This window comes from Pseudomonas sp. L-22-4S-12, assembly GCF_009799935.1.
GTDB lineage: Bacteria > Pseudomonadota > Gammaproteobacteria > Pseudomonadales > Pseudomonadaceae > Aquipseudomonas.
The window spans coordinates 74,015-90,599 of sequence record NZ_WELL01000009.1 but is presented as its reverse complement, the minus strand read 5'-3'; the positions used below and the strand labels follow the sequence as shown (position 1 = coordinate 90,599).

The 16,585-nt window shown below is 67.6% G+C and carries 16 protein-coding genes; 7 read left to right on the top strand and 9 right to left on the bottom strand.

Going from position 1 to position 16,585, the window contains the following annotated elements; genetic code table 11:
* Positions 1 to 128: 128 nt before the first annotated feature.
* On the bottom strand, positions 129 to 1,160 hold the full coding sequence (locus F3I16_RS18570) for a glycosyltransferase family 1 protein (protein WP_160495026.1): 1,032 nt from the start codon (positions 1,158 to 1,160) through the stop codon (positions 129 to 131).
* On the bottom strand, positions 1,157 to 1,963 hold the full coding sequence (locus F3I16_RS18565) for a UDP-2,3-diacylglucosamine diphosphatase (protein ID WP_160495025.1): 807 nt from the start codon (positions 1,961 to 1,963) through the stop codon (positions 1,157 to 1,159). Before F3I16_RS18565 ends, F3I16_RS18570 begins: the two co-directional genes overlap by 4 nt.
* A 134-nt stretch (positions 1,964 to 2,097) precedes the next feature.
* Between F3I16_RS18565 and F3I16_RS18560 the strand changes: the two genes are divergently transcribed.
* The 3 genes from F3I16_RS18560 to F3I16_RS18550 are packed head-to-tail and all read left to right on the top strand — an operon-like array spanning position 2,098 to position 4,122.
* Positions 2,098 to 2,859, top strand: coding sequence for an AraC family transcriptional regulator (locus F3I16_RS18560; protein WP_160495024.1), 762 nt, complete (start codon positions 2,098 to 2,100; stop codon positions 2,857 to 2,859).
* 58 nt (positions 2,860 to 2,917) lie between these two features.
* Positions 2,918 to 3,253, top strand: coding sequence for a tRNA-binding protein (locus tag F3I16_RS18555; protein ID WP_160495023.1), 336 nt, complete (start codon positions 2,918 to 2,920; stop codon positions 3,251 to 3,253).
* Entirely contained in the window at positions 3,250 to 4,122 is an 873-nt protein-coding gene (locus tag F3I16_RS18550; protein ID WP_160495022.1) for a DMT family transporter, read from the top strand. The genes F3I16_RS18555 and F3I16_RS18550 overlap by 4 nt, the downstream gene beginning before the upstream one ends.
* 3 nt (positions 4,123 to 4,125) lie before the next feature.
* On the opposite strand, the gene F3I16_RS18545 is transcribed toward F3I16_RS18550, so the two are convergent.
* The 5 genes from F3I16_RS18545 to recQ form a co-directional block, all read right to left on the bottom strand.
* Entirely contained in the window at positions 4,126 to 4,419 is a 294-nt protein-coding gene (locus tag F3I16_RS18545; protein ID WP_160495021.1) for a SelT/SelW/SelH family protein, read from the bottom strand.
* An 8-nt stretch (positions 4,420 to 4,427) separates the two neighbouring features.
* Positions 4,428 to 4,862 carry a MarR family transcriptional regulator gene (locus F3I16_RS18540; RefSeq protein ID WP_160081531.1) on the bottom strand — a complete coding sequence of 145 codons (435 nt, stop codon included), beginning with the start codon at positions 4,860 to 4,862 and terminating at the stop codon, positions 4,428 to 4,430.
* 120 nt (positions 4,863 to 4,982) lie between these two features.
* Positions 4,983 to 5,999, bottom strand: coding sequence for a DUF2804 domain-containing protein (locus tag F3I16_RS18535; protein WP_160495020.1), 1,017 nt, complete (start codon positions 5,997 to 5,999; stop codon positions 4,983 to 4,985).
* Positions 6,000 to 6,081: 82 nt separating this feature from the next.
* Positions 6,082 to 7,230, bottom strand: coding sequence for a diguanylate cyclase (locus F3I16_RS18530; RefSeq protein ID WP_160495063.1), 1,149 nt, complete (start codon positions 7,228 to 7,230; stop codon positions 6,082 to 6,084).
* 95 nt (positions 7,231 to 7,325) lie between these two features.
* Positions 7,326 to 9,452, bottom strand: coding sequence for a DNA helicase RecQ (recQ, locus tag F3I16_RS18525; protein WP_160495062.1), 2,127 nt, complete (start codon positions 9,450 to 9,452; stop codon positions 7,326 to 7,328).
* 128 nt (positions 9,453 to 9,580) lie between these two features.
* Here recQ and F3I16_RS18520 point away from each other — a divergent pair, with 128 nt between their 5' ends.
* From F3I16_RS18520 to lapD, 4 genes are all read left to right on the top strand, one after another.
* Positions 9,581 to 10,168, top strand: coding sequence for a YecA family protein (locus F3I16_RS18520; RefSeq protein WP_160495019.1), 588 nt, complete (start codon positions 9,581 to 9,583; stop codon positions 10,166 to 10,168).
* A gap of 9 nt (positions 10,169 to 10,177) precedes the next feature.
* Entirely contained in the window at positions 10,178 to 10,579 is a 402-nt protein-coding gene (locus F3I16_RS18515) for a YbaN family protein (protein WP_160495018.1), read from the top strand.
* Positions 10,580 to 10,663: 84 nt separating this feature from the next.
* Positions 10,664 to 11,362 (top strand): cysteine protease LapG, encoded by a 699-nt coding sequence (gene lapG / locus F3I16_RS18510; RefSeq protein WP_160495017.1) that lies wholly within the window; start codon positions 10,664 to 10,666, stop codon positions 11,360 to 11,362.
* A 9-nt stretch (positions 11,363 to 11,371) separates the two neighbouring features.
* Positions 11,372 to 13,318 carry a cyclic di-GMP receptor LapD gene (gene lapD, locus F3I16_RS18505; protein WP_160495016.1) on the top strand — a complete coding sequence of 649 codons (1,947 nt, stop codon included), beginning with the start codon at positions 11,372 to 11,374 and terminating at the stop codon, positions 13,316 to 13,318.
* A gap of 78 nt (positions 13,319 to 13,396) precedes the next feature.
* On the opposite strand, the gene F3I16_RS18500 is transcribed toward lapD, so the two are convergent.
* Together F3I16_RS18500 and F3I16_RS18495 are read right to left on the bottom strand one after the other, a co-directional pair.
* On the bottom strand, positions 13,397 to 13,738 hold the full coding sequence (locus F3I16_RS18500; RefSeq protein ID WP_160495015.1) for a tryptophan synthase subunit beta: 342 nt from the start codon (positions 13,736 to 13,738) through the stop codon (positions 13,397 to 13,399).
* Positions 13,739 to 13,877: 139 nt separating this feature from the next.
* Positions 13,878 to 16,585 (bottom strand): type I secretion C-terminal target domain-containing protein (locus tag F3I16_RS18495; RefSeq protein ID WP_160495014.1); only part of this gene is annotated, 2,708 nt, incomplete at its 5' end.

Genomic DNA, 16,585 nt, shown 5'->3' with positions numbered 1-16,585 from the left:
GCCGCAAGGCGGCTTCTGCATTCTGGAGCAAGTTGGGTTGCGCGCGTAGGTTGGGTTGAGCGCAGCGAAGCCCAACACGTGTTTCCGGGAGTACTGTTGGGCTTCGGCGCTGCGCACCTCAACCCAACCTACGTCTGCAGGGCTTGCAGCTCCTCGACCGGCACCGGCTCGCCATCCAGCAACGGCTGCCGGGCCAGGAACTCCAGCGCCGAGGCCCGCCACGACTGCCGCGCCGCCAGCGCCGCGCACCGCCCGCGGTCCAGCTGCAGGGCCGCCAGGCAGGCCTCGCGCAGATCCTCGCGCATCACCCCGCTGACGCCCTCCTCCAGTACATCCAGCGGCCCGGCCACCGGGAACGCCGCCACCGGCGTGCCGCAGGCCAGCGCTTCGAGCATCACCAGGCCGTAGGTGTCGGTGCGCGAGGGGAACACCAGCACGCTGGCCGTGGCGAAGGATTGCGCCAGCTCGGCGCCCTGCTGGTAGCCGAGAAAGCGCGCCCGGGGATAGGCCGCCTGCAGTTCGGCGCGCTGCGGGCCGTCGCCGACCACGCGCTGCTCACCCGGCAGGTCCAGGTCGAGGAAGGCCCGCAGGTTCTTCTCCGCGGCCAGGCGCCCGACGTAGAGGAACACCGGCTCGCCCGGCAGTCCTGGCTGCGGTCGGAACTGCGTGCCATCCACGCCCTTGCGCCACAGCTGCAGGCGTCGCAGGCCGTGGGCGGCAAACGCCTCGCGCATGCGCTCGGTACTCACCAGCACCGCCTGGCTCGGCCGGTGGAAACGGCGCAGGTAGGCGTAGCCCCAGCTCAGCGGAATCCGCGGCCAGCGGCCGTGCACGTATTCCGGAAAGCGCGTATGGATGGCGCTGGAGAAGGCCAGCCCGCGCCGGCCCAGCCAGCGCCGGGCGGCCCAGCCGAGCGGGCCCTCGGTGGCCAGGTGCACGCAGTCCGGGCGGAACTCGCGGAGCGCCGGGCCGACCCGCCACAGGTCCCAGGCCAGCGGAATCTCCGGGTAACTGGGGCACGGCAGCGTGCGAAAATCCTGCGGCGACAGCAGCTTGACCAGGTGGCCGAGGCCGCGCAGCTCGGCGACCAGCGCCTGCAGGCTGGTGACCACGCCGTTGACCTGCGGCAGCCAGGCATCGCTGACGATGAGAATCCTCATGCCACCTGCCCGATGGCCAGCTGGGCCTCGCGGGCCTGGGCCTCGGCCAGGCGGTACAGCTCGATGCCGCCATCCAGGTGCTCGATCAGCGCCGTGCACGACTCCACCCAGTCGCCGCAGTTGAGGTACTCGACCTCGCCGACCCGGCGGATCTCGGCGTGGTGGATATGCCCGCAGACCACGCCGTCGAAGCCGCGCTTGACGCATTCGTGGGCGATCGCCTCCTCGAAGTCGCTGATGAAGTTCACCGCGGTCTTGACCTTGTGCTTGAGGTAGGCCGATAGCGACCAGTAGCCGTAGCCGTAGCGCTCGCGCCAGTGGTTGAGCCAGCGGTTGAGGGTCAGGGTGACTTCGTAGGCGCTGTCGCCGAGGAAGGCCAGCCAGCGGTGGTAGCGGGTGATCACGTCGAACTGGTCGCCATGGATCACCAGCAGCTTGCGGCCGTCGGCGGTGAGGTGTTCGGCCTCATCGACCAGCTGGATATTGCCGAGGATCAGCCGCGAGTAGCGGCGCAGGAACTCGTCGTGGTTGCCGGTGACATAGATCACCTCGGTGCCGCGCTTGCTCATGGTCAGCAGGCGGCGGATCACGTTGGTGTGGGCCTGCGGCCAGTAGATGCCGCCACGCAGCTTCCAGCCGTCGATGATGTCGCCGACCAGGTAGATCCTGTCCGCCTGGTAGCGCTTGAGGAACTCGGCCAGGCGCTCGGCCTGGCAGTCGCGGGTGCCCAGGTGCACGTCGGAGATCCACAGGGTGCGGACTCGTTGCTTGCGGCTGGGTGTGCTGCGCTCGGCGATGCTCATCGGCGTTCTCCGCTGGGTTTAGCGCGAGCGTGCACGCCAGCGGTGAAGGCACCGTGACATCCAGGTTGCAGCGCGATGACAAGCACCCGAGCGCGACCACGGTGTAGACTGCCAGCTCGTTTCAGGAGCCCGCCATGCACCCGGTCCTCTCCCTGCGCCAGTACCGCCACGAACAGATCGCCCACAGCCATGAGCACGCCCAACTGGTGTTCGGCCTGTCCGGCTGCCTGGATTTCGAAGTCGCCGGCCAGGGCTGCCAGGTGCTCAGCCACAGCCTCGCCGTGGTGCCGCCCAGCGCTCACCATGCCTGCGCCAGTGCCGCCGGCAGCCACTGCCTGGTGCTCGACGTGCCCGCGGACGGCTGGCTGCAGCAGCGCCTGGGCGCCCATGCCGATGCCGGCCGGCGTCTGCTCGAACGCCCCGGCCGGGTGCTGCTCAATCCGGCGCAGAGCCAGCTGGTCAACTGGCTGGCCGCCAGCCCGATCAACGATGAGGTGATCGCCCAGCAAGGCGCCGCCCTGCTGCTGGCCAGCCTGAGCAGCAGCCCGCCGGCGGCGAGCCCGGGCCTGCCGCTGGCCGCGCTGGATGCGCATATCGCGCGCCACTGCGCCCACCCGCTGCAGGTGGCCGACCTGGCACGCCTGTGCGGCCTGTCGGTGGCGCGCTTCCATGCGCGCTTCCTCGACGAAACCGGGCAGACGCCGATGGACTACGTGCGCAGCCGCCGCCTGCAGCTGGGCCGCGAATTGCTGCTGGCCAGCAACCTGGCGGTCGGCGAAGTCGCCGCGCGGGTCGGCTACGCCTCGCAGAGCGCCTTCACCGCGGCCCTGGCACGCCAGCTCGGCAGCACGCCGCGCCAGCTGCGCCGCGAGTCTCGCGACAAATCCCGGGAGTAGCCCGACAGACCGGGCGCGCGGGCGCCGTCTAGACTCTGCCGATATTCAGGAGTCGCCTATGCAAACCATCGAATGGCAGGATTTCGAGCGCGTGGAACTGCGCGTCGGCACCCTGCGCAGCGCCCGCCTCAACGAGAAAGCCGTGAAACCCGCCTATGTGCTGGAAGTCGACCTCGGCGAGCTGGGCATCAAGACCTCCAGCGCCCAGCTCACCGCGCACTACTCGGCCGAGCAGCTGATCGGCCGCCAGGTCCTCTGCGTGTGCAATTTCGCCCCCAAGCGCATCGCCGGGATCCGCTCGGAGGTGCTGGTCACCGGCGTCTACGACGAGGGCGGCAAGGTGGTGCTGGCCAGCTTCGAGCATCCGCTGCCCAACGGCGCCCGCCTGGCATGAACCGGCGCAAGGCACTTCTGGCCCTACACCTGGGCGCGTTGTTCTTCGGCCTGTCCGGGATCTTCGGCAAGCTGGCCCTGGCCGCCCCGGTGGTCATAGTGTTCGGCCGCGCCCTGTTCGCCGTCGGCGCCCTGGGCCTGTTCGCCCGCTCCGCCGCCGGCCAGGAGCGGCCCAGCTGGCAGCGCCGCCTGGCCCTGGCCGGTGCCGGCCTGCTGCTCGGCGGGCACTGGTGGAGTTTCTTCATCGCGGTGAAGGTGGCGGGCGTGGCGGTGGCCACCCTCGGCTTCGCCACCTTCCCGGCCTTTACCGTGCTGCTCGAAGGGCTGCTGTTCAAGGAGCGGGTGCGCCGTGGCGAATGGGCGGTGGTCGGCCTGGTCTGCCTGGGCCTGGTGCTGGTCACGCCGAATTTCGACTTCGGCAACCAGGCTACCCTCGGCCTGGCCTGGGCGGTGCTGTCCGGCCTGCTGTTCGCCCTGGTGTCGGTGAGCAACCGCGCCACCACCCGCGGCCTGCACCCGGCCCAGGCCGCGCTGTGGCAGAACGTCAGCATCCTGCTGTGCAGCCTGCCCTTTGCCTGGAGCCTGCTGCCCGCGGTGCGCCCGCTCGACTGGCTGTGGATCGGCCTGCTCGGCCTGCTCTGCACGGCGCTGGCGCACAGCCTGTTCGTCGCCAGCCTGCGCGTGCTCAACGCGCGCAACGCCTCGGTGGTGTTCGCCCTGGAGCCGGTCTACGGCATCGCCTTCGCCTGGTGGCTGTTCCACGAACAGCCGGGGCTGCGCATGCTCTGCGGCGGCGCGCTGATCGTGCTGGCCACGGTGCTCTCGGCACGCCTGAGCAAGCACAGCCCGAGCGTCGACGACCTCAGCTGACCGCTAGCGGTCGTTGTGGCCCAGGTCTCGGGCCGGGTCGATCAGGTCGCGCAGGCGCTGCTTGAGCACCTTGGCCTCGGGGAAACCGCCATCGGCCTTGCGCTCCCACAGCTGGCTGCCGTCGCAACTGATGCGGAACACCCCGCCGCTGCCCGGTTCCAGGCTGACCTTGCCCAGCTCGTCGGCAAAGGTACTGAGCAGTTCCTGGGCCAGCCAGGCGGCACGCAGCAGCCACTGGCACTGGGTGCAGTAGGTGATGACCACCTCGGGTTTGGCGGCTCGCGTGGCTTCGCTCATGGGCAACCTCAGTTCTTTTCCAGATTGGCCAGGACCTGGGCATGGACCCGCTGGCAGAGCTGCATGTCTTCCTCGCTGACGCCGGCGAACAGCTCCTTGCGCAGGCCCATGGCGATGCTCTCGATCTGCTCGATCAGCGGGCGGGCCTGCGGGCTGAGCAGCACCTTCTTCGCCCGCCGGTCTTCCGGCACGGCCTGGCGCTGGACCAGGCCCTGGGCCTCCAGGCCGTCGAGCAGGCGGGCCAGGGTCGGCCCCTCGACCCCGACGGTTTTCGCCAGCTCGCGCTGGGTCGGCGGCTCCTGGTGCAGGGCCAGGTGCAGCAGGACCAGCCAGCGCGCCTGGGACAGGCCGAGGCCGGCCAGGCGGCGATCCAGTTCGGCGCGCCAGGCGCGGGAAAGTTGAGCCAGCTGCATGCCGAAACTGTGTTGCGCAAAGTTATTCATAGTGACGATTTCCCGGTTCCTGCCACCGCCCGCCTGCCCCTATGGCGGGCAGACAGCAGAAAAACCTAATTATTAGTCACCTAACCATAACTCCGCCGCGGGCCCCCGCCAAGCCCGCCGTTACCATTTCACATACTGATCCTCGACGAAGCCCCAGAGCTGCTCGATCACCAGCGGAGCCCGGCCCGGTGGGCGCAGGACGCCCTCGAAGCAGCCGAAGACCTGCTTGAAGTTGCTCGCCAGCAGGCCCAGGTCGAGCCGTTCGCGGTGCAGGCCGTGGCCGCGAAAACGCAGCTCGACCTGGCCATCGGCGGAGCGGATCTGCCAGGGCTGCAGCGGGTCGTCGCGGTCGAACTGGAAGTGCACGCCGCCGACCTGGATCAGCTCGCCGTCCAGCCAGTAGCAGTTCTCGCTGAAGCTGGTTTCGTTGACCCCGCAGGACAGGTTCAGGCCGACCCGCACGCCGCCCACCTCGCCGGACAGGCAGGCCCAGTTCCAGTGGGTTTCCGGGCGCATGTAGCCGGCCGACCAGTCGTGGTGGGCGAAGGCGTCCAGCGCCTGCAGATCGAAATCGCCCAGCGCGCTCTGCACCGTACCGCGGCAGCGCACCCCGGCGACCTTCTGCGCGTAGACCCAGCCGTTGACCGCCGTGGGCGTACAGATGCACATGGGCTGAAAGGCCGGCTGCTGCTCGGAGAAGTACGCGTCGATGCGCGTGCCGTCGTCCAGCTCGACCAGCAGGCGCTTCTCCTTCGGCTGCGGGCGATTCTCCAGGCGCAGCAGGTTGCCGCCACTGCGCAACTCGCAGATGCCGTCGTCCGGCTGCTGCGAGAAGCGGCTGCCAAAGCCCAGGGGCAGGCGGAACTGGCGTTCGATCAGGCGTCCGCTGGACGGATGGAACAGATAGACGAAGCCGACGCCGAGCAGGCTCAGGTTGCCCAGGGCGCAGCCGCCGATCAGCTCGTGGCTGACCAGGCCGAAGTACTGGAACTGATGGAAGCGCCGCCACTTGGCCAGGGCACCGAGGCGCCGGCCCATGGGCGAGCGGAAGTCGAAGTCGCGGTAGTTCACCAGGCCCGGGGCCTCGGCGAAGATGCCGTAATGGGGCTGGCCATTGGCCTGGATCAGTCGTTGCATCGGCACTGCTCGGCGGCGAAAACGGCGATGCTAGCAGCCGGCCGGCGTGCGTCTGGCGACAGAATGCGCCAAAGCGACGGACCTAGAGCGCCGTACTCATCACCCGGTTGCGGCCAAACGCCTTGGCCTCGTACAGCCAGCGGTCGGCCTGCTGATACAGGCTGCTCGGGGCCTGGCCGGGCTGCGGCAGCAGGCAGACCACGCCGATCGACAGGGTCACCACGGCGGCGCTGGTGGAGCCGGCATGCTCGATTTGCAGGCCCTCGACGTCCTGGCGCAACGCCTCGGCGCGCTGCAGCATCTGCGCGGCATCGATGTCGTAGAGCAGCACGGCGAACTCCTCGCCGCCCATGCGCACGGCCATGTCCAGCGGGCGCCGGGCGGCCTGCTGGAACACTTGGCCGACCTGGCGCAGCACCGCATCGCCGGCCTGGTGGCCGTAGCGGTCGTTGTAGGCCTTGAAGTGGTCGACATCGCCGAGCAGTAGCGCGACCGGCACCCGCTCGCGCTGGGCCTGGCGCCACAGGCGCTCGAGCTGGCGGTCGAAGCTGCGACGGTTGTGCAGGCAGGTCAGGCTGTCCTGCTCGGCGAGCGCCTGCAGCAGGTTGCCCACCAGGAAGTGCTCGCGCGAGCGGTACTCCAGCAGGTAGCAGCCCACCGCGCCCATCAGGTTGCCAAACAGCAGGAACACCAGGTTGTTGGCCAGCCGCGCCGGCGCGGTGCCGGCCCAGCTGTCGAATGCCAGGTAGGCGGCCAGCATGATCGCCGAGCTGAGCAGCGCCTCGCTCAGGCGCAGGCCCACCAGGAAGTAGGCGGCCATGCAGATCAGCAGCAGGCCTTCGTAGGGGAAGTGCGGATGGCGCAGGTGGGCGATGCCCACCACCGCCGTGGCCGAGACGCCCAGCGCGGTGATGCACAGCAGGCTGAAGGGCCCCAGCCAGGGCGAATGCGGCTGGCGCAGCAGCAACCAGGCGTAGCCCAGCAGCAGGACCAGCACGCCCAGGCGCAGGGCCAGCGCCCACCAGCGCTCCGGCGCGCCGATCACCAGCTGATCGAGGACGGCGAACGCCAGCCAGACCAGCACGCCGAAGGCCAGGGCTATGCGCCGCAGGCCGTAGCTTTCCTGACGCTGGTACAGGCGGTACTGGCGCTCCAGCGGGCGGGCGAAGCGCAGGCGCTGCACGCCCTGCTTGAGCTGCTCGGCATAGGGATTTGCGGGCACATCGGCCAACCAAGTGCGATACAGCGACACCGACACCTCGACACGCGAACCTGTGCAGCCACCTTAGAGGGCGGGGGTGCCGGCGACAAGCCCAGCGCCGCCGCTCACACCTCGAACTCGGCCTGCAGGGCGGCGCGCACGCAGTGCAGCACGCCGTCCTCGACGCGCCCGGCGAACTGCTCGGCGAGCGCCGCCACCGGCGGCAGTTCGCCCTCGCCATCGAGGAAGGCGTCCTGGATCTCGCCGAGCAGGTCCTCCGGCAGATCCAGCGCCTGCTCCAGGCTCAGCTGCTGGCGGCCGATGGCCTCGGCCAGCAGGCTGTAGACGTTCTTCTCGCTGCACTTGAGCTGGCTGGCGATCTGCAGCGGGGTCATCCCGGCGCGCGCCAGGCTGACCAACTCGTGGCGCAGGTCGGCCACCACCGGGGCCGTCTCCACGGCGCCATTGAGCACTTCGAGGAAGGCCTCGCCATAGCGTTCCAGCTTGCGCGCGCCGACGCCGCTGACCTGGGCCATGTCGCTCAGCGAGGCCGGGCGGCTGCGCAGCATTTCCAGCAGGGTGGCATCGGGGAAGATCACGTAAGGCGGTACGCCGTGCTCCTCGGCCAGCTTGCGCCGCAGTGCGCGCAGGGCCTCCCACTGCTCGCGCTCATCCACCCGCACCAACTGGCTGGCACTGCTGCCGGAGGCCTTGGCCGCCTGCTGCGGCTTGAGGTCGCGGCGCAGCTGCAGGCTGACTTCGCCGCGCAGCAGCGGCCGGCAACTGTCGGACAGGCGCAGGCCGCCGTAACCGTCGAGGTCGACATCGGCCAGGCCGCGGGCCACCAGCTGGCGGAACAGGGTGCGCCACTCGCCCTCGCTCAGCGCCTTGCCCATGCCGAACACGGCCAGGTGCTGATGGCCGGGCGCACGGATCTTGTCATTCTCGCGGCCCAGCAGGATGTCGACCAGGTGGCCGACGCCGTAGCGCTGGCCGCTGCGGTAGATCGCCGACAGCGCCTGGCGCGCCGGTTCGGTGGCATCCCAGGTCTGCACGCCGTCGACGCAGTTGTCGCAATGCCCGCAGGGCTGCGGCATATCCTCGTCGAAGTAGGCCAGCAGCGCCTGGCGGCGGCAGCGGGTCTCCTCGCACAGGGCGAGCATGGCATCGAGCTTGTGCTGCTCGACGCGCTTGTGCCGTTCGTCACCCTCGGAATTGCTGAGCATCTGCTTGAGGAAGATCACGTCCTGCAGGCCGTAGGCCATCCAGGCATCCGCCGGCAGGCCGTCACGGCCGGCGCGGCCGGTTTCCTGGTAGTAGGCTTCCAACGACTTGGGCAGGTCGAGGTGGGCAACGAAGCGCACGTTGGGCTTGTCGATGCCCATGCCGAAGGCGATGGTGGCCACCATGATCAGCCCCTCCTCGTTGAGGAAGCGCTTCTGGTGGTAGGCGCGCAGGTCGTTGGCCAGGCCGGCGTGGTACGGCAGCGCCGGGTAGCCCTGCTCGCTGAGGAAGGCCGCGACCTCCTCGACCTTCTTGCGCGACAGGCAGTAGACGATGCCGGCATCGCCCTTGCGCGCCGCGAGGAAGGCCAGCAGCTGCTTGCGCGGCTGATCCTTGGGCAGGATGCGGTAGAAGATGTTCGGCCGGTCGAAGCTGGAGAGAAAGCGCTCGGCGTTTTCCAGGTGCAGGCGCTGGACGATCTCCTCGCGGGTGCGCATGTCCGCCGTGGCGGTCAGGGCGATGCGCGGCACATTGGGGAACAGTTCGGCGAGCTGGCCCAGCTGCAGGTATTCGGGGCGGAAGTCGTGGCCCCACTGCGACACGCAGTGCGCCTCGTCGATGGCGAACAGGCCGATCTGCAGGCGCTGCAGGAAGGCCAGCATGCGCGGCTGGACCAGGCGCTCGGGGGCCAGGTAGAGCATCTTGATCTCGCCGCGACGGATGCGCTCGGCGATCTCGCGCTGGGCCTCGGCGTCCAGGGTGGAGTTGAGCGCCACCGCGGCCACGCCCAGCTCGTCGAGGGTGGCGACCTGGTCGTCCATCAGCGCGATCAGCGGCGACACCACCACGGTCAGGCCTTCGCGCAGCAGCGCCGGCACCTGGAAACACAGCGACTTGCCGCCGCCGGTGGGCATCAGTACCAGCGCATCGCCGCCCGCCGCCACGCGTTCGATGATCGCCGCCTGGTTGCCGCGGAAGGCGTCGTAGCCGAAAACGTCTTTGAGAATGCGTAGCGCCTGGTCGAGCATGCCGGTCTCCATATGCAGCGGCGCAGTATACGCGAGCGGCATGCCCCTGCAGCCAACGCCTGTCGGCCGTGCTTTTGCCCACTCAGGGGGCTAGAATCGAAAAGATTCTTTTCTCAAGGTAGCCCACGATGTCTTTCGCCGAGCAACTGTCCCGTCTGCAAGCCTTTCTCGATGCCGATGAACTGCACGAGGAGGCCCTGGACTACGTGGCCGCACACGGCTATCTGACCGCCCTGTCGATCTGCCCGGAGCCGGTACCGGAGCGCGAGTGGATCGACGCCCTGTTCGCCGAGCCGCCGCACTACCGCAGCGACGCCGAGCGTGAGGAAATCGAAGCCACCCTGCTGCAGCTCAAGGGCCATATCGGCCGCCAGCTGGCCAGCGACGATGATCCGGAATTCCCCTGCGAGGTCGACCTCGGCGAAGTGCCGGACGACTCCGACCTGCGCGGCTGGTGCATCGGCTTCATGGAAGGCGTGTTCCTGCGCGAATCGGTGTGGTTCGAAGACGCCGAAGACGAGGTCAGCGAGCTGCTGCTGCCGATCATGGTCGCCTCCGGCCTGTTCGACGAACAGCCCGAGTTCGCCGAGATCGCCCGTGACCGCGATCTGGTGGACAGCATGGTCGACCAGATCCCCGAGCTGCTCACCGCCCTGTTCCTCCTGTGCCACGCGCCGGAAGAGAAGCCGGCGCTGCTCAAGCCCCGCCATCACTAAGGCGCGCTGATGGCGCACAGCGACATCCAGCAGAGCCGTCACCGCAGCGTGCGTTATGCGCTGCTGGCGGTGGGCTGGCTGAGCGTGCTGCTGGGGGTGATCGGCATCTTCGTCCCGGTGCTGCCGACCACGCCCTTCCTGCTGCTGGCCGCCGCCTGCTTCGTGCGCAGCTCGCGGCGCTTCTATCACTGGCTGGTCGGCCATCGCCACCTGGGTCCGTGGATCCGCGATTACCTGGAAGGCAACGGCATCCCGCTCAAGGCCAAGGCCTACGCCATCGGCCTGATGTGGCTGAGCATCGCCTTCTCCTGCTACCTGGTGCCGCTGCCCTGGGCCCGCGCCGGCATGCTGGCCAGCGCCGTGCTGGTCAGCCTGTACATCCTCCGCCAGAAAACCCTGCCCAGCCGCTGACCAGCCCGCCTGGCCGGCGAACAAAGCCGGCAAAAACCTGACACGCTGCCTAGACTTGCTGAACTTTCCGCGAGGATTGATCGCATGCCACCTCGGCCACGCCTTCAGGGACGAGCACCGCGCCGCCCGGCTGCGTGGCTGGCGCTCGGCCTGCTGCTGGGCCTGTTGCTGGGGGTCGCGGCGCGGGCCAACTGGGATTTCGCCCTGGTCATCCAGACTGCGGAAAAGCGCTACGGCACCCTGAGCGTCGGCAAGGGCCGCATCGAAGCCTGGGACGAACTGATCCAGAGCAGCGCCAAGCTGCCCGAGCGCGAGAAGCTGGCCGTGGTCAACCGCTTCTTCAACCGCCAGTTCCGCTTCACCGACGACATCCGCAACTGGCGCCAGGACGACTACTGGGCCACCCCGCTCGAGGCGCTGATCAAGGGCGCCGGCGACTGCGAAGACTACTCCATCGCCAAGTATTTCACCCTGCGCCGCCTCGGCATCCCCAGTGAAAAGCTGCGCATCACCTACGTCAAAGCCTTGCAGTACAACCAGGCGCACATGGTGCTGACCTATTACGCCAGCCCGAGCGCCGAGCCCCTGGTGCTGGACAACCTGGTCGGCGAGATTCGCCCGGCCTCCCAGCGCCAGGATCTGCTGCCGGTCTATGCCTTCAATGCCGAAGGCCTGTACCTGCCGGGCACGACCGGCAAGAAGAGCGACTCCAAGAAGCTGTCGCGCTGGCAGGATCTGTTGAAGAAGATGCGGGCCGAAGGCTTCGCCATCGGAGAGGGTTAGGAGAACGCTATGTCTCTGCTGAAACAGCTATTTCTCGCCATCTGCCTGTTCCTCGTGGTGGCCTTCACCGGCAGTTTCATCGCCGGCGTGGAGTCGTCCCGCGAGCAGTTGCTCAGCCAGTTGCGCTCGCACGCCCAGGATGCCGCCACGGCGCTGGGCCTGTCGATGACCCCGCACGTGGACGACCCGGCGATGATCGAGCTGATGGTCAGCTCGATCTTCGACAGCGGCTACTTCGCCACCATCCGCGTGGTGCGCATCCCCAGCGAGGAAGTCATAGTCGAGCGGCGCACCACGGTGACCTCGGACCAGGTGCCGTCCTGGTTCGTCGACCTGGTCGATCTGGAGCCCCAGGGCGGCGACGCGCTGATCATGCGCGGCTGGGAACAGGCCGCGCGGGTCGAAGTACTCAGCCACCCGCAGTTCGCCCTGGCCAAACTCTGGGACAGCGCCATCGGCAGCCTGCTCTGGCTGCTGCTGTGCGGCCTGGTCAGCGCCATTCTCGGCGGCTGGCTGCTGCGTACCCAGCTGCGCCCGCTCGACACCATGGTGCAGCAGGCCCAGGCCATCACCCGCCGCGAGTTCCTCACCCTGCCCAAGGTGCCGCGCACCCCCGAACTGAAACGGGTGGTGATGGCCATGAACCAGATGGTCGAGAAGCTCAAGACCCTGTTCGCCGAAGAGGCCGCGCGCAGCGAAAAGCTACGCGAAGAGGCCTACCAGGACAGCCTCACCGGCCTGGCCAACCGGCGGCTGTTCGACATCCGCCTGGCCAACCAGCTGAGCCTGGCCGAACAGCATGTCGCCGGCTACCTGATGTTCCTGCGCGTCAACGACCTGGGCGGCCTCAACCAGCGCCTGGGTGGGCAAAAGACCGACCAGCTGATCAGCGCCATCGGCGAACTGCTCACCCGCCTGCTGGCCGAGCGCGGCACCCCGGACTGGCTGGCCTCGCGCAGCCGCGGCGGCGAGTTCACCCTGCTCGCCCCCGGCCTGGCCGGCGAAGACGCCGACCGCCTGGCCCAGGAACTGATCGAGGGCCTGGAAAGCCTGCGCCAGACCGGTGCCAGCGACTGCACGCCGGTGGCGCACCTGGGCATTGCCGCCTTCCGCCCCGGCGAGGCGGTCGGCGATGTGATCGGCCGTACCGACCAGGCGCTGGCCCAGGCGCAGAGCAATCCCGGCAAGCCATGGGAGCGCCTGGACGACTTCACCAGCAACAACGGACATGGCCTGCACGACTGGCGCACCTGGATCGACGCAGCGCTCAGCCAGAGCAAGCTGCAGCTGTACTTCCAGCCGGTCACCCGCTGCGCCGATCGCAACCAGCCGCTGCACCTCAAGGTGCTCGCCCGCCTGCTCGACCCGCAGGGCGAAGCCGTGGTCGCCGGTCGCTTCCTGCCCTGGATCGAGCGCCTGGGCTGGGCCGCGCGCCTCGACCTGGTCATGCTCGAACACAGCCTGGCGCATCTCGCCCAGCACCCGCAGCCCCTGGCGCTCAGCCTGTCCGCCGCGACTCTGCGCGAACCGGCCAGCCTGGCGAAGCTGCTCGGCCTGCTCAAGGAGCACCCGGAGCAAGGCCCGCTGCTGACCCTGGAGCTGGACGAACGCCACCTGCCGCCTCCTGCGGAACTGGAGAAGCTCAGCCAGAGCGTGCGCGAAGCCGGCTTCAGCCTGGGCCTGCAGCACTTCGGCGGGCGCTTCAGCCTGATCGGCAACCTGACCCACCTGGGCCTGGCCTACCTGAAGATCGACGGCACCTATATCCGCGCCATCGACCAGGAAAGCGACAAGCGCCTGTTCATCGAAGCCATCTTCCGCGCCACCAACAGCATCGACCTGCCGCTGATAGCCGAGATGGTGGAGACCGAAGGCGAGCTGGCGGCGCTCAGCGAGCTGGGCATCCAGGGCGCCATGGGCCGCCTGATCGGCGCGCCGGCGCCCTGGAAGAACTGACAAGCAGCCTGGCGTACGGCAAAGGCAGCCCGCGGCAGCTCGCGTGCCGCATGCAGAGCGCCCCGCCAGCGCTACGGATCAGATCAGATGCCCCTCGTCTTCGCCCAGCAGACCGCTGAGCCCCTCGATCTCCGCCCGCGTCACCGCGCGCCGGTCCAGCTTGCGCCGCGCCGCCTCGGGCAGGTCGGTGTAGCGGATCACGCCTTTGGCCACCAGCACACCGACCACATCCTCCAGCACGCGCACCAGTTCGAGGTCGGACTCTTTCAGGCTGGCCAGGCGTTCCTTCACTTCCTCCTTGGCGCTCAGCCAGCTATGCAGCTCCGCGCTTTCAATCGCCAGGGTTTCGGTCATCCCGTCGAAAGGGTCGTGCTCCACCCGCAGCAAACGCCCTTCATCGTCCCGTTGCACATACACCATGCGATGCCCTCCAGGCATGAAAACCAAGCCCCGCTTGAGCGCTGCAACACGGCAAAGCCCATGCAGCTAGTGAACGGAACCGTGCATAAAAAAGCCCGCTACCCCAGCAAGGGTAGCGGGCTGATCGTACACACGCAGGTCAAACGGTATCGATCTTCAGCGTGCCGTCACCGAGCATCCCCAGGATCACACTGCCTTCGGTGGAGCCGTAACCTGACCCGGCATCCATCAGGTTGACGTCCTGCAGAACGATGGTCTGGTCGACCAGGCCGGCAGCGGGCGCCGTCCCGGTGGGATCGAGCGGGTTGAAGTCGCCCGTGGTGCTCACCTTGATCACGGTATCCAGCAATCCCGCGTCTCCCGACATGTTGGCCGTTGAGATGTCGATGTACTGCAGCAGGTTGCCCAGATTGCCCACCCCGCCATCCTCGCAGGTCAGCAGATCCGACAGGTCGAGTTGGTCGCCGCCGGTATTGAAGCCCTTGGCGAAATTCAGCACGGTATCGGTCACCCCCCCACCGACACCTTCGCCGGCCTGCCAGACAAAGACATCACTGCCGGCACCGCCATCCAGGCTGTCGCTACCCAAGCCACCCAGCAGGATGTCGTCGCCGCCATTGCCCACCAGGGTATCGTTGCCGGCAAGCCCGAAGAGATAGTTTTCCCCGCCATCGCCGGTGAGGGTATCAATCGCCGAGGTTCCCACAATGCTCTTGGTGTCCGGGTAGACCGTCACGTCAATCGAGCTGGTCACCGAATCGCCATCGCCATCGGTACCGATCACGGGCAACTCGAACGAGACCGGATTGATATCTGTCGACTCGCCAAAGGAGAACTCGCCCAGCTTGAAGCTGGTCACCGTGCCGTCAGCGTTCACGACGCCGTTGGTGGACTCGATAGCCTCGATTTCGATGGCGTTGAAGGCTTGCTTCTGGCCAAGCCCGTCGACGCTGTTGATCTCGAAGGTCCAGCCATCGGCAATATCGAAGAGAATCAGGCCGTTGCTGTCGTCCGGGTCCAGGGCCACATGATTCTGCTTATCGGCATCGCTGAGTTCGTTGCCCTGGGCGTCGTAGAGGGTGATTTCAGCAATGAGCAGGGCCAGCTGCTGCGCCACCAGACTCGAGCCCACCAGGGACGTAGTGCCAGACAAGGCACCTGTCTCCTTGTAGATCCGCAGTTTGAAGTCGGCATCCTTGCTACCACCCTCGATGAGGATCTTTTGCCGGAAGGCGAAGGTTTCCTGATAGCCATCGAAGCTGTAGCTCTCATTGTTTTGCTGGTCGTTGATGCTCAGCCCCGTAACCAGGTCATAACGAATGACCTCGCCATTGGAAACCTCATTGCCCTGGCCAACCCCCAGTGAATTGGCGTTACTGTTGACACTCCCGGCATCGGCATCGTTGAAGGGCCGGATTTCCGAGGACACCAGCACGTCGTTGCTGTCATCCGGATCCGGCACTGTCTTGCCGCCATCTTTGATAGTGAGGTTGAGGCCCTTGAAGGGCACATCCCCGCCACCGACTCCGCTAAGATCCGTCACCGTGGTGATGACCGTGTTGCTGATGAAGGAGCCGCTGAACATGGTGATGGACACATCGCCATCGGCATCTATCACGGCCGTGAAGGCCACCTCGCCGTCCAGGGTCTTGGCGACAAGGTGCTGGGTATCGCCATCATAGGACAGGAACAACTCTTCGTTGCGCATGTAGAGCTGAAGGCCATCCGCATCCGTGAAGGCCTGCGCATCCATAATGCCGTTGTTGTCGCTGTCCACGTTCAGGCTCAGGTTGAACGCGACGCTGCCGACTCCATCCGCCCCGGCGCCCGCGGCAAAGTTCAGGGCCCGTTCGATCACCAGAGGCTGAGGCAAAGGCGAGGCAACTCCCAGCACGACATGCGCGCCATCCGGGCAGAAGTCCGTCGGCACGTCGTCGATGATGTTCACCGACAGCGTGTCGCTGTCGAACTGGCCATCTTGGTCGGTGAGCAGCACCGCGAAGTCTTCAAACAGGCTGTTCTCGCCCGCCGCATCGGCATGGGTTTCGTTGTCGGCCAGGGTGTAGCTGTAGCTCACCACGCCCGTTACCGGGTCGTAGGCCGTGACGCTCAGCGTGTTGCCCAGGTCCGTGACGAACGAGCCCGCCGTGAACACGCCGTTGCTGATGAAGCTCACCCCGCCAATCGTCAGCGCGGCCACGCCATCAGGCGAGCTGATGGTGAAGCTGCCGGACTGCGTCAGGCTCTCTTTTGAGCTGTCCGAGCCATCGGCCAGGTCATCCTCGTCCACCGTCACGTCGCCGCCATTGGCCGACGGGGTCAGGTTGCTGATCACCGGCGGCGTGTTGCCGATCGCGATCGTCAGCGTCGCCGTGTCCGTGTCGCCATCGCCGTCCTGCAGCGTGTAGGTGAATACGTCCGACACGCCGCCCGGCGTACCGGCATCGCGCACATAGCTGTAGGAACCATCCGGGTTCAGCGTCAGCACGCCGTATTCGCCCTGCACCACGGTCGCGCCCGCCACCACCGTCGGCGCACCACCGGCCGTCGTCGCCGTCACCGAGGACACCTGCGCACCGTCCGCGCCGCGGGTGTCCGCGCCCGTGTCGCTGTCGCCCGCATCGCCCGCCGCCGCATCGGTGATCACGTTGCCCGTCGCCGGGCCAAATCCACCGGCCGCCAGCGAGTCCGTGTCGTTCTGCGCTTCGGCCACGTCGTCGATGATGTTCACCGACAGCGTGTCGCTGTCGAACTGGCCGTCCTGGTCGGTGAGCAGCACCGCGAAGTCTTCGAACAGGCTGTTCTCGCCCGCCGCATCGGCATGGGTTTCGTTGTCGGCCAGGGTGT

Coding starts and splice junctions, on each gene's coding strand:
- F3I16_RS18570 (WP_160495026.1), bottom strand. CDS start 1,160: ATGAGGATTCTCATCGTCAGCGATGCCTGGCTGCCGCAGGTCAACGGC.
- F3I16_RS18565 (WP_160495025.1), bottom strand. CDS start 1,963: ATGAGCATCGCCGAGCGCAGCACACCCAGCCGCAAGCAACGAGTCCGC.
- F3I16_RS18560 (WP_160495024.1), top strand. CDS start 2,098: ATGCACCCGGTCCTCTCCCTGCGCCAGTACCGCCACGAACAGATCGCC.
- F3I16_RS18555 (WP_160495023.1), top strand. CDS start 2,918: ATGCAAACCATCGAATGGCAGGATTTCGAGCGCGTGGAACTGCGCGTC.
- F3I16_RS18550 (WP_160495022.1), top strand. CDS start 3,250: ATGAACCGGCGCAAGGCACTTCTGGCCCTACACCTGGGCGCGTTGTTC.
- F3I16_RS18545 (WP_160495021.1), bottom strand. CDS start 4,419: ATGAGCGAAGCCACGCGAGCCGCCAAACCCGAGGTGGTCATCACCTAC.
- F3I16_RS18540 (WP_160081531.1), bottom strand. CDS start 4,862: ATGAATAACTTTGCGCAACACAGTTTCGGCATGCAGCTGGCTCAACTT.
- F3I16_RS18535 (WP_160495020.1), bottom strand. CDS start 5,999: ATGCAACGACTGATCCAGGCCAATGGCCAGCCCCATTACGGCATCTTC.
- recQ (WP_160495062.1), bottom strand. CDS start 9,452: ATGCTCGACCAGGCGCTACGCATTCTCAAAGACGTTTTCGGCTACGAC.
- F3I16_RS18520 (WP_160495019.1), top strand. CDS start 9,581: ATGTCTTTCGCCGAGCAACTGTCCCGTCTGCAAGCCTTTCTCGATGCC.
- F3I16_RS18515 (WP_160495018.1), top strand. CDS start 10,178: ATGGCGCACAGCGACATCCAGCAGAGCCGTCACCGCAGCGTGCGTTAT.
- lapG (WP_160495017.1), top strand. CDS start 10,664: ATGCCACCTCGGCCACGCCTTCAGGGACGAGCACCGCGCCGCCCGGCT.
- lapD (WP_160495016.1), top strand. CDS start 11,372: ATGTCTCTGCTGAAACAGCTATTTCTCGCCATCTGCCTGTTCCTCGTG.
- F3I16_RS18500 (WP_160495015.1), bottom strand. CDS start 13,738: ATGGTGTATGTGCAACGGGACGATGAAGGGCGTTTGCTGCGGGTGGAG.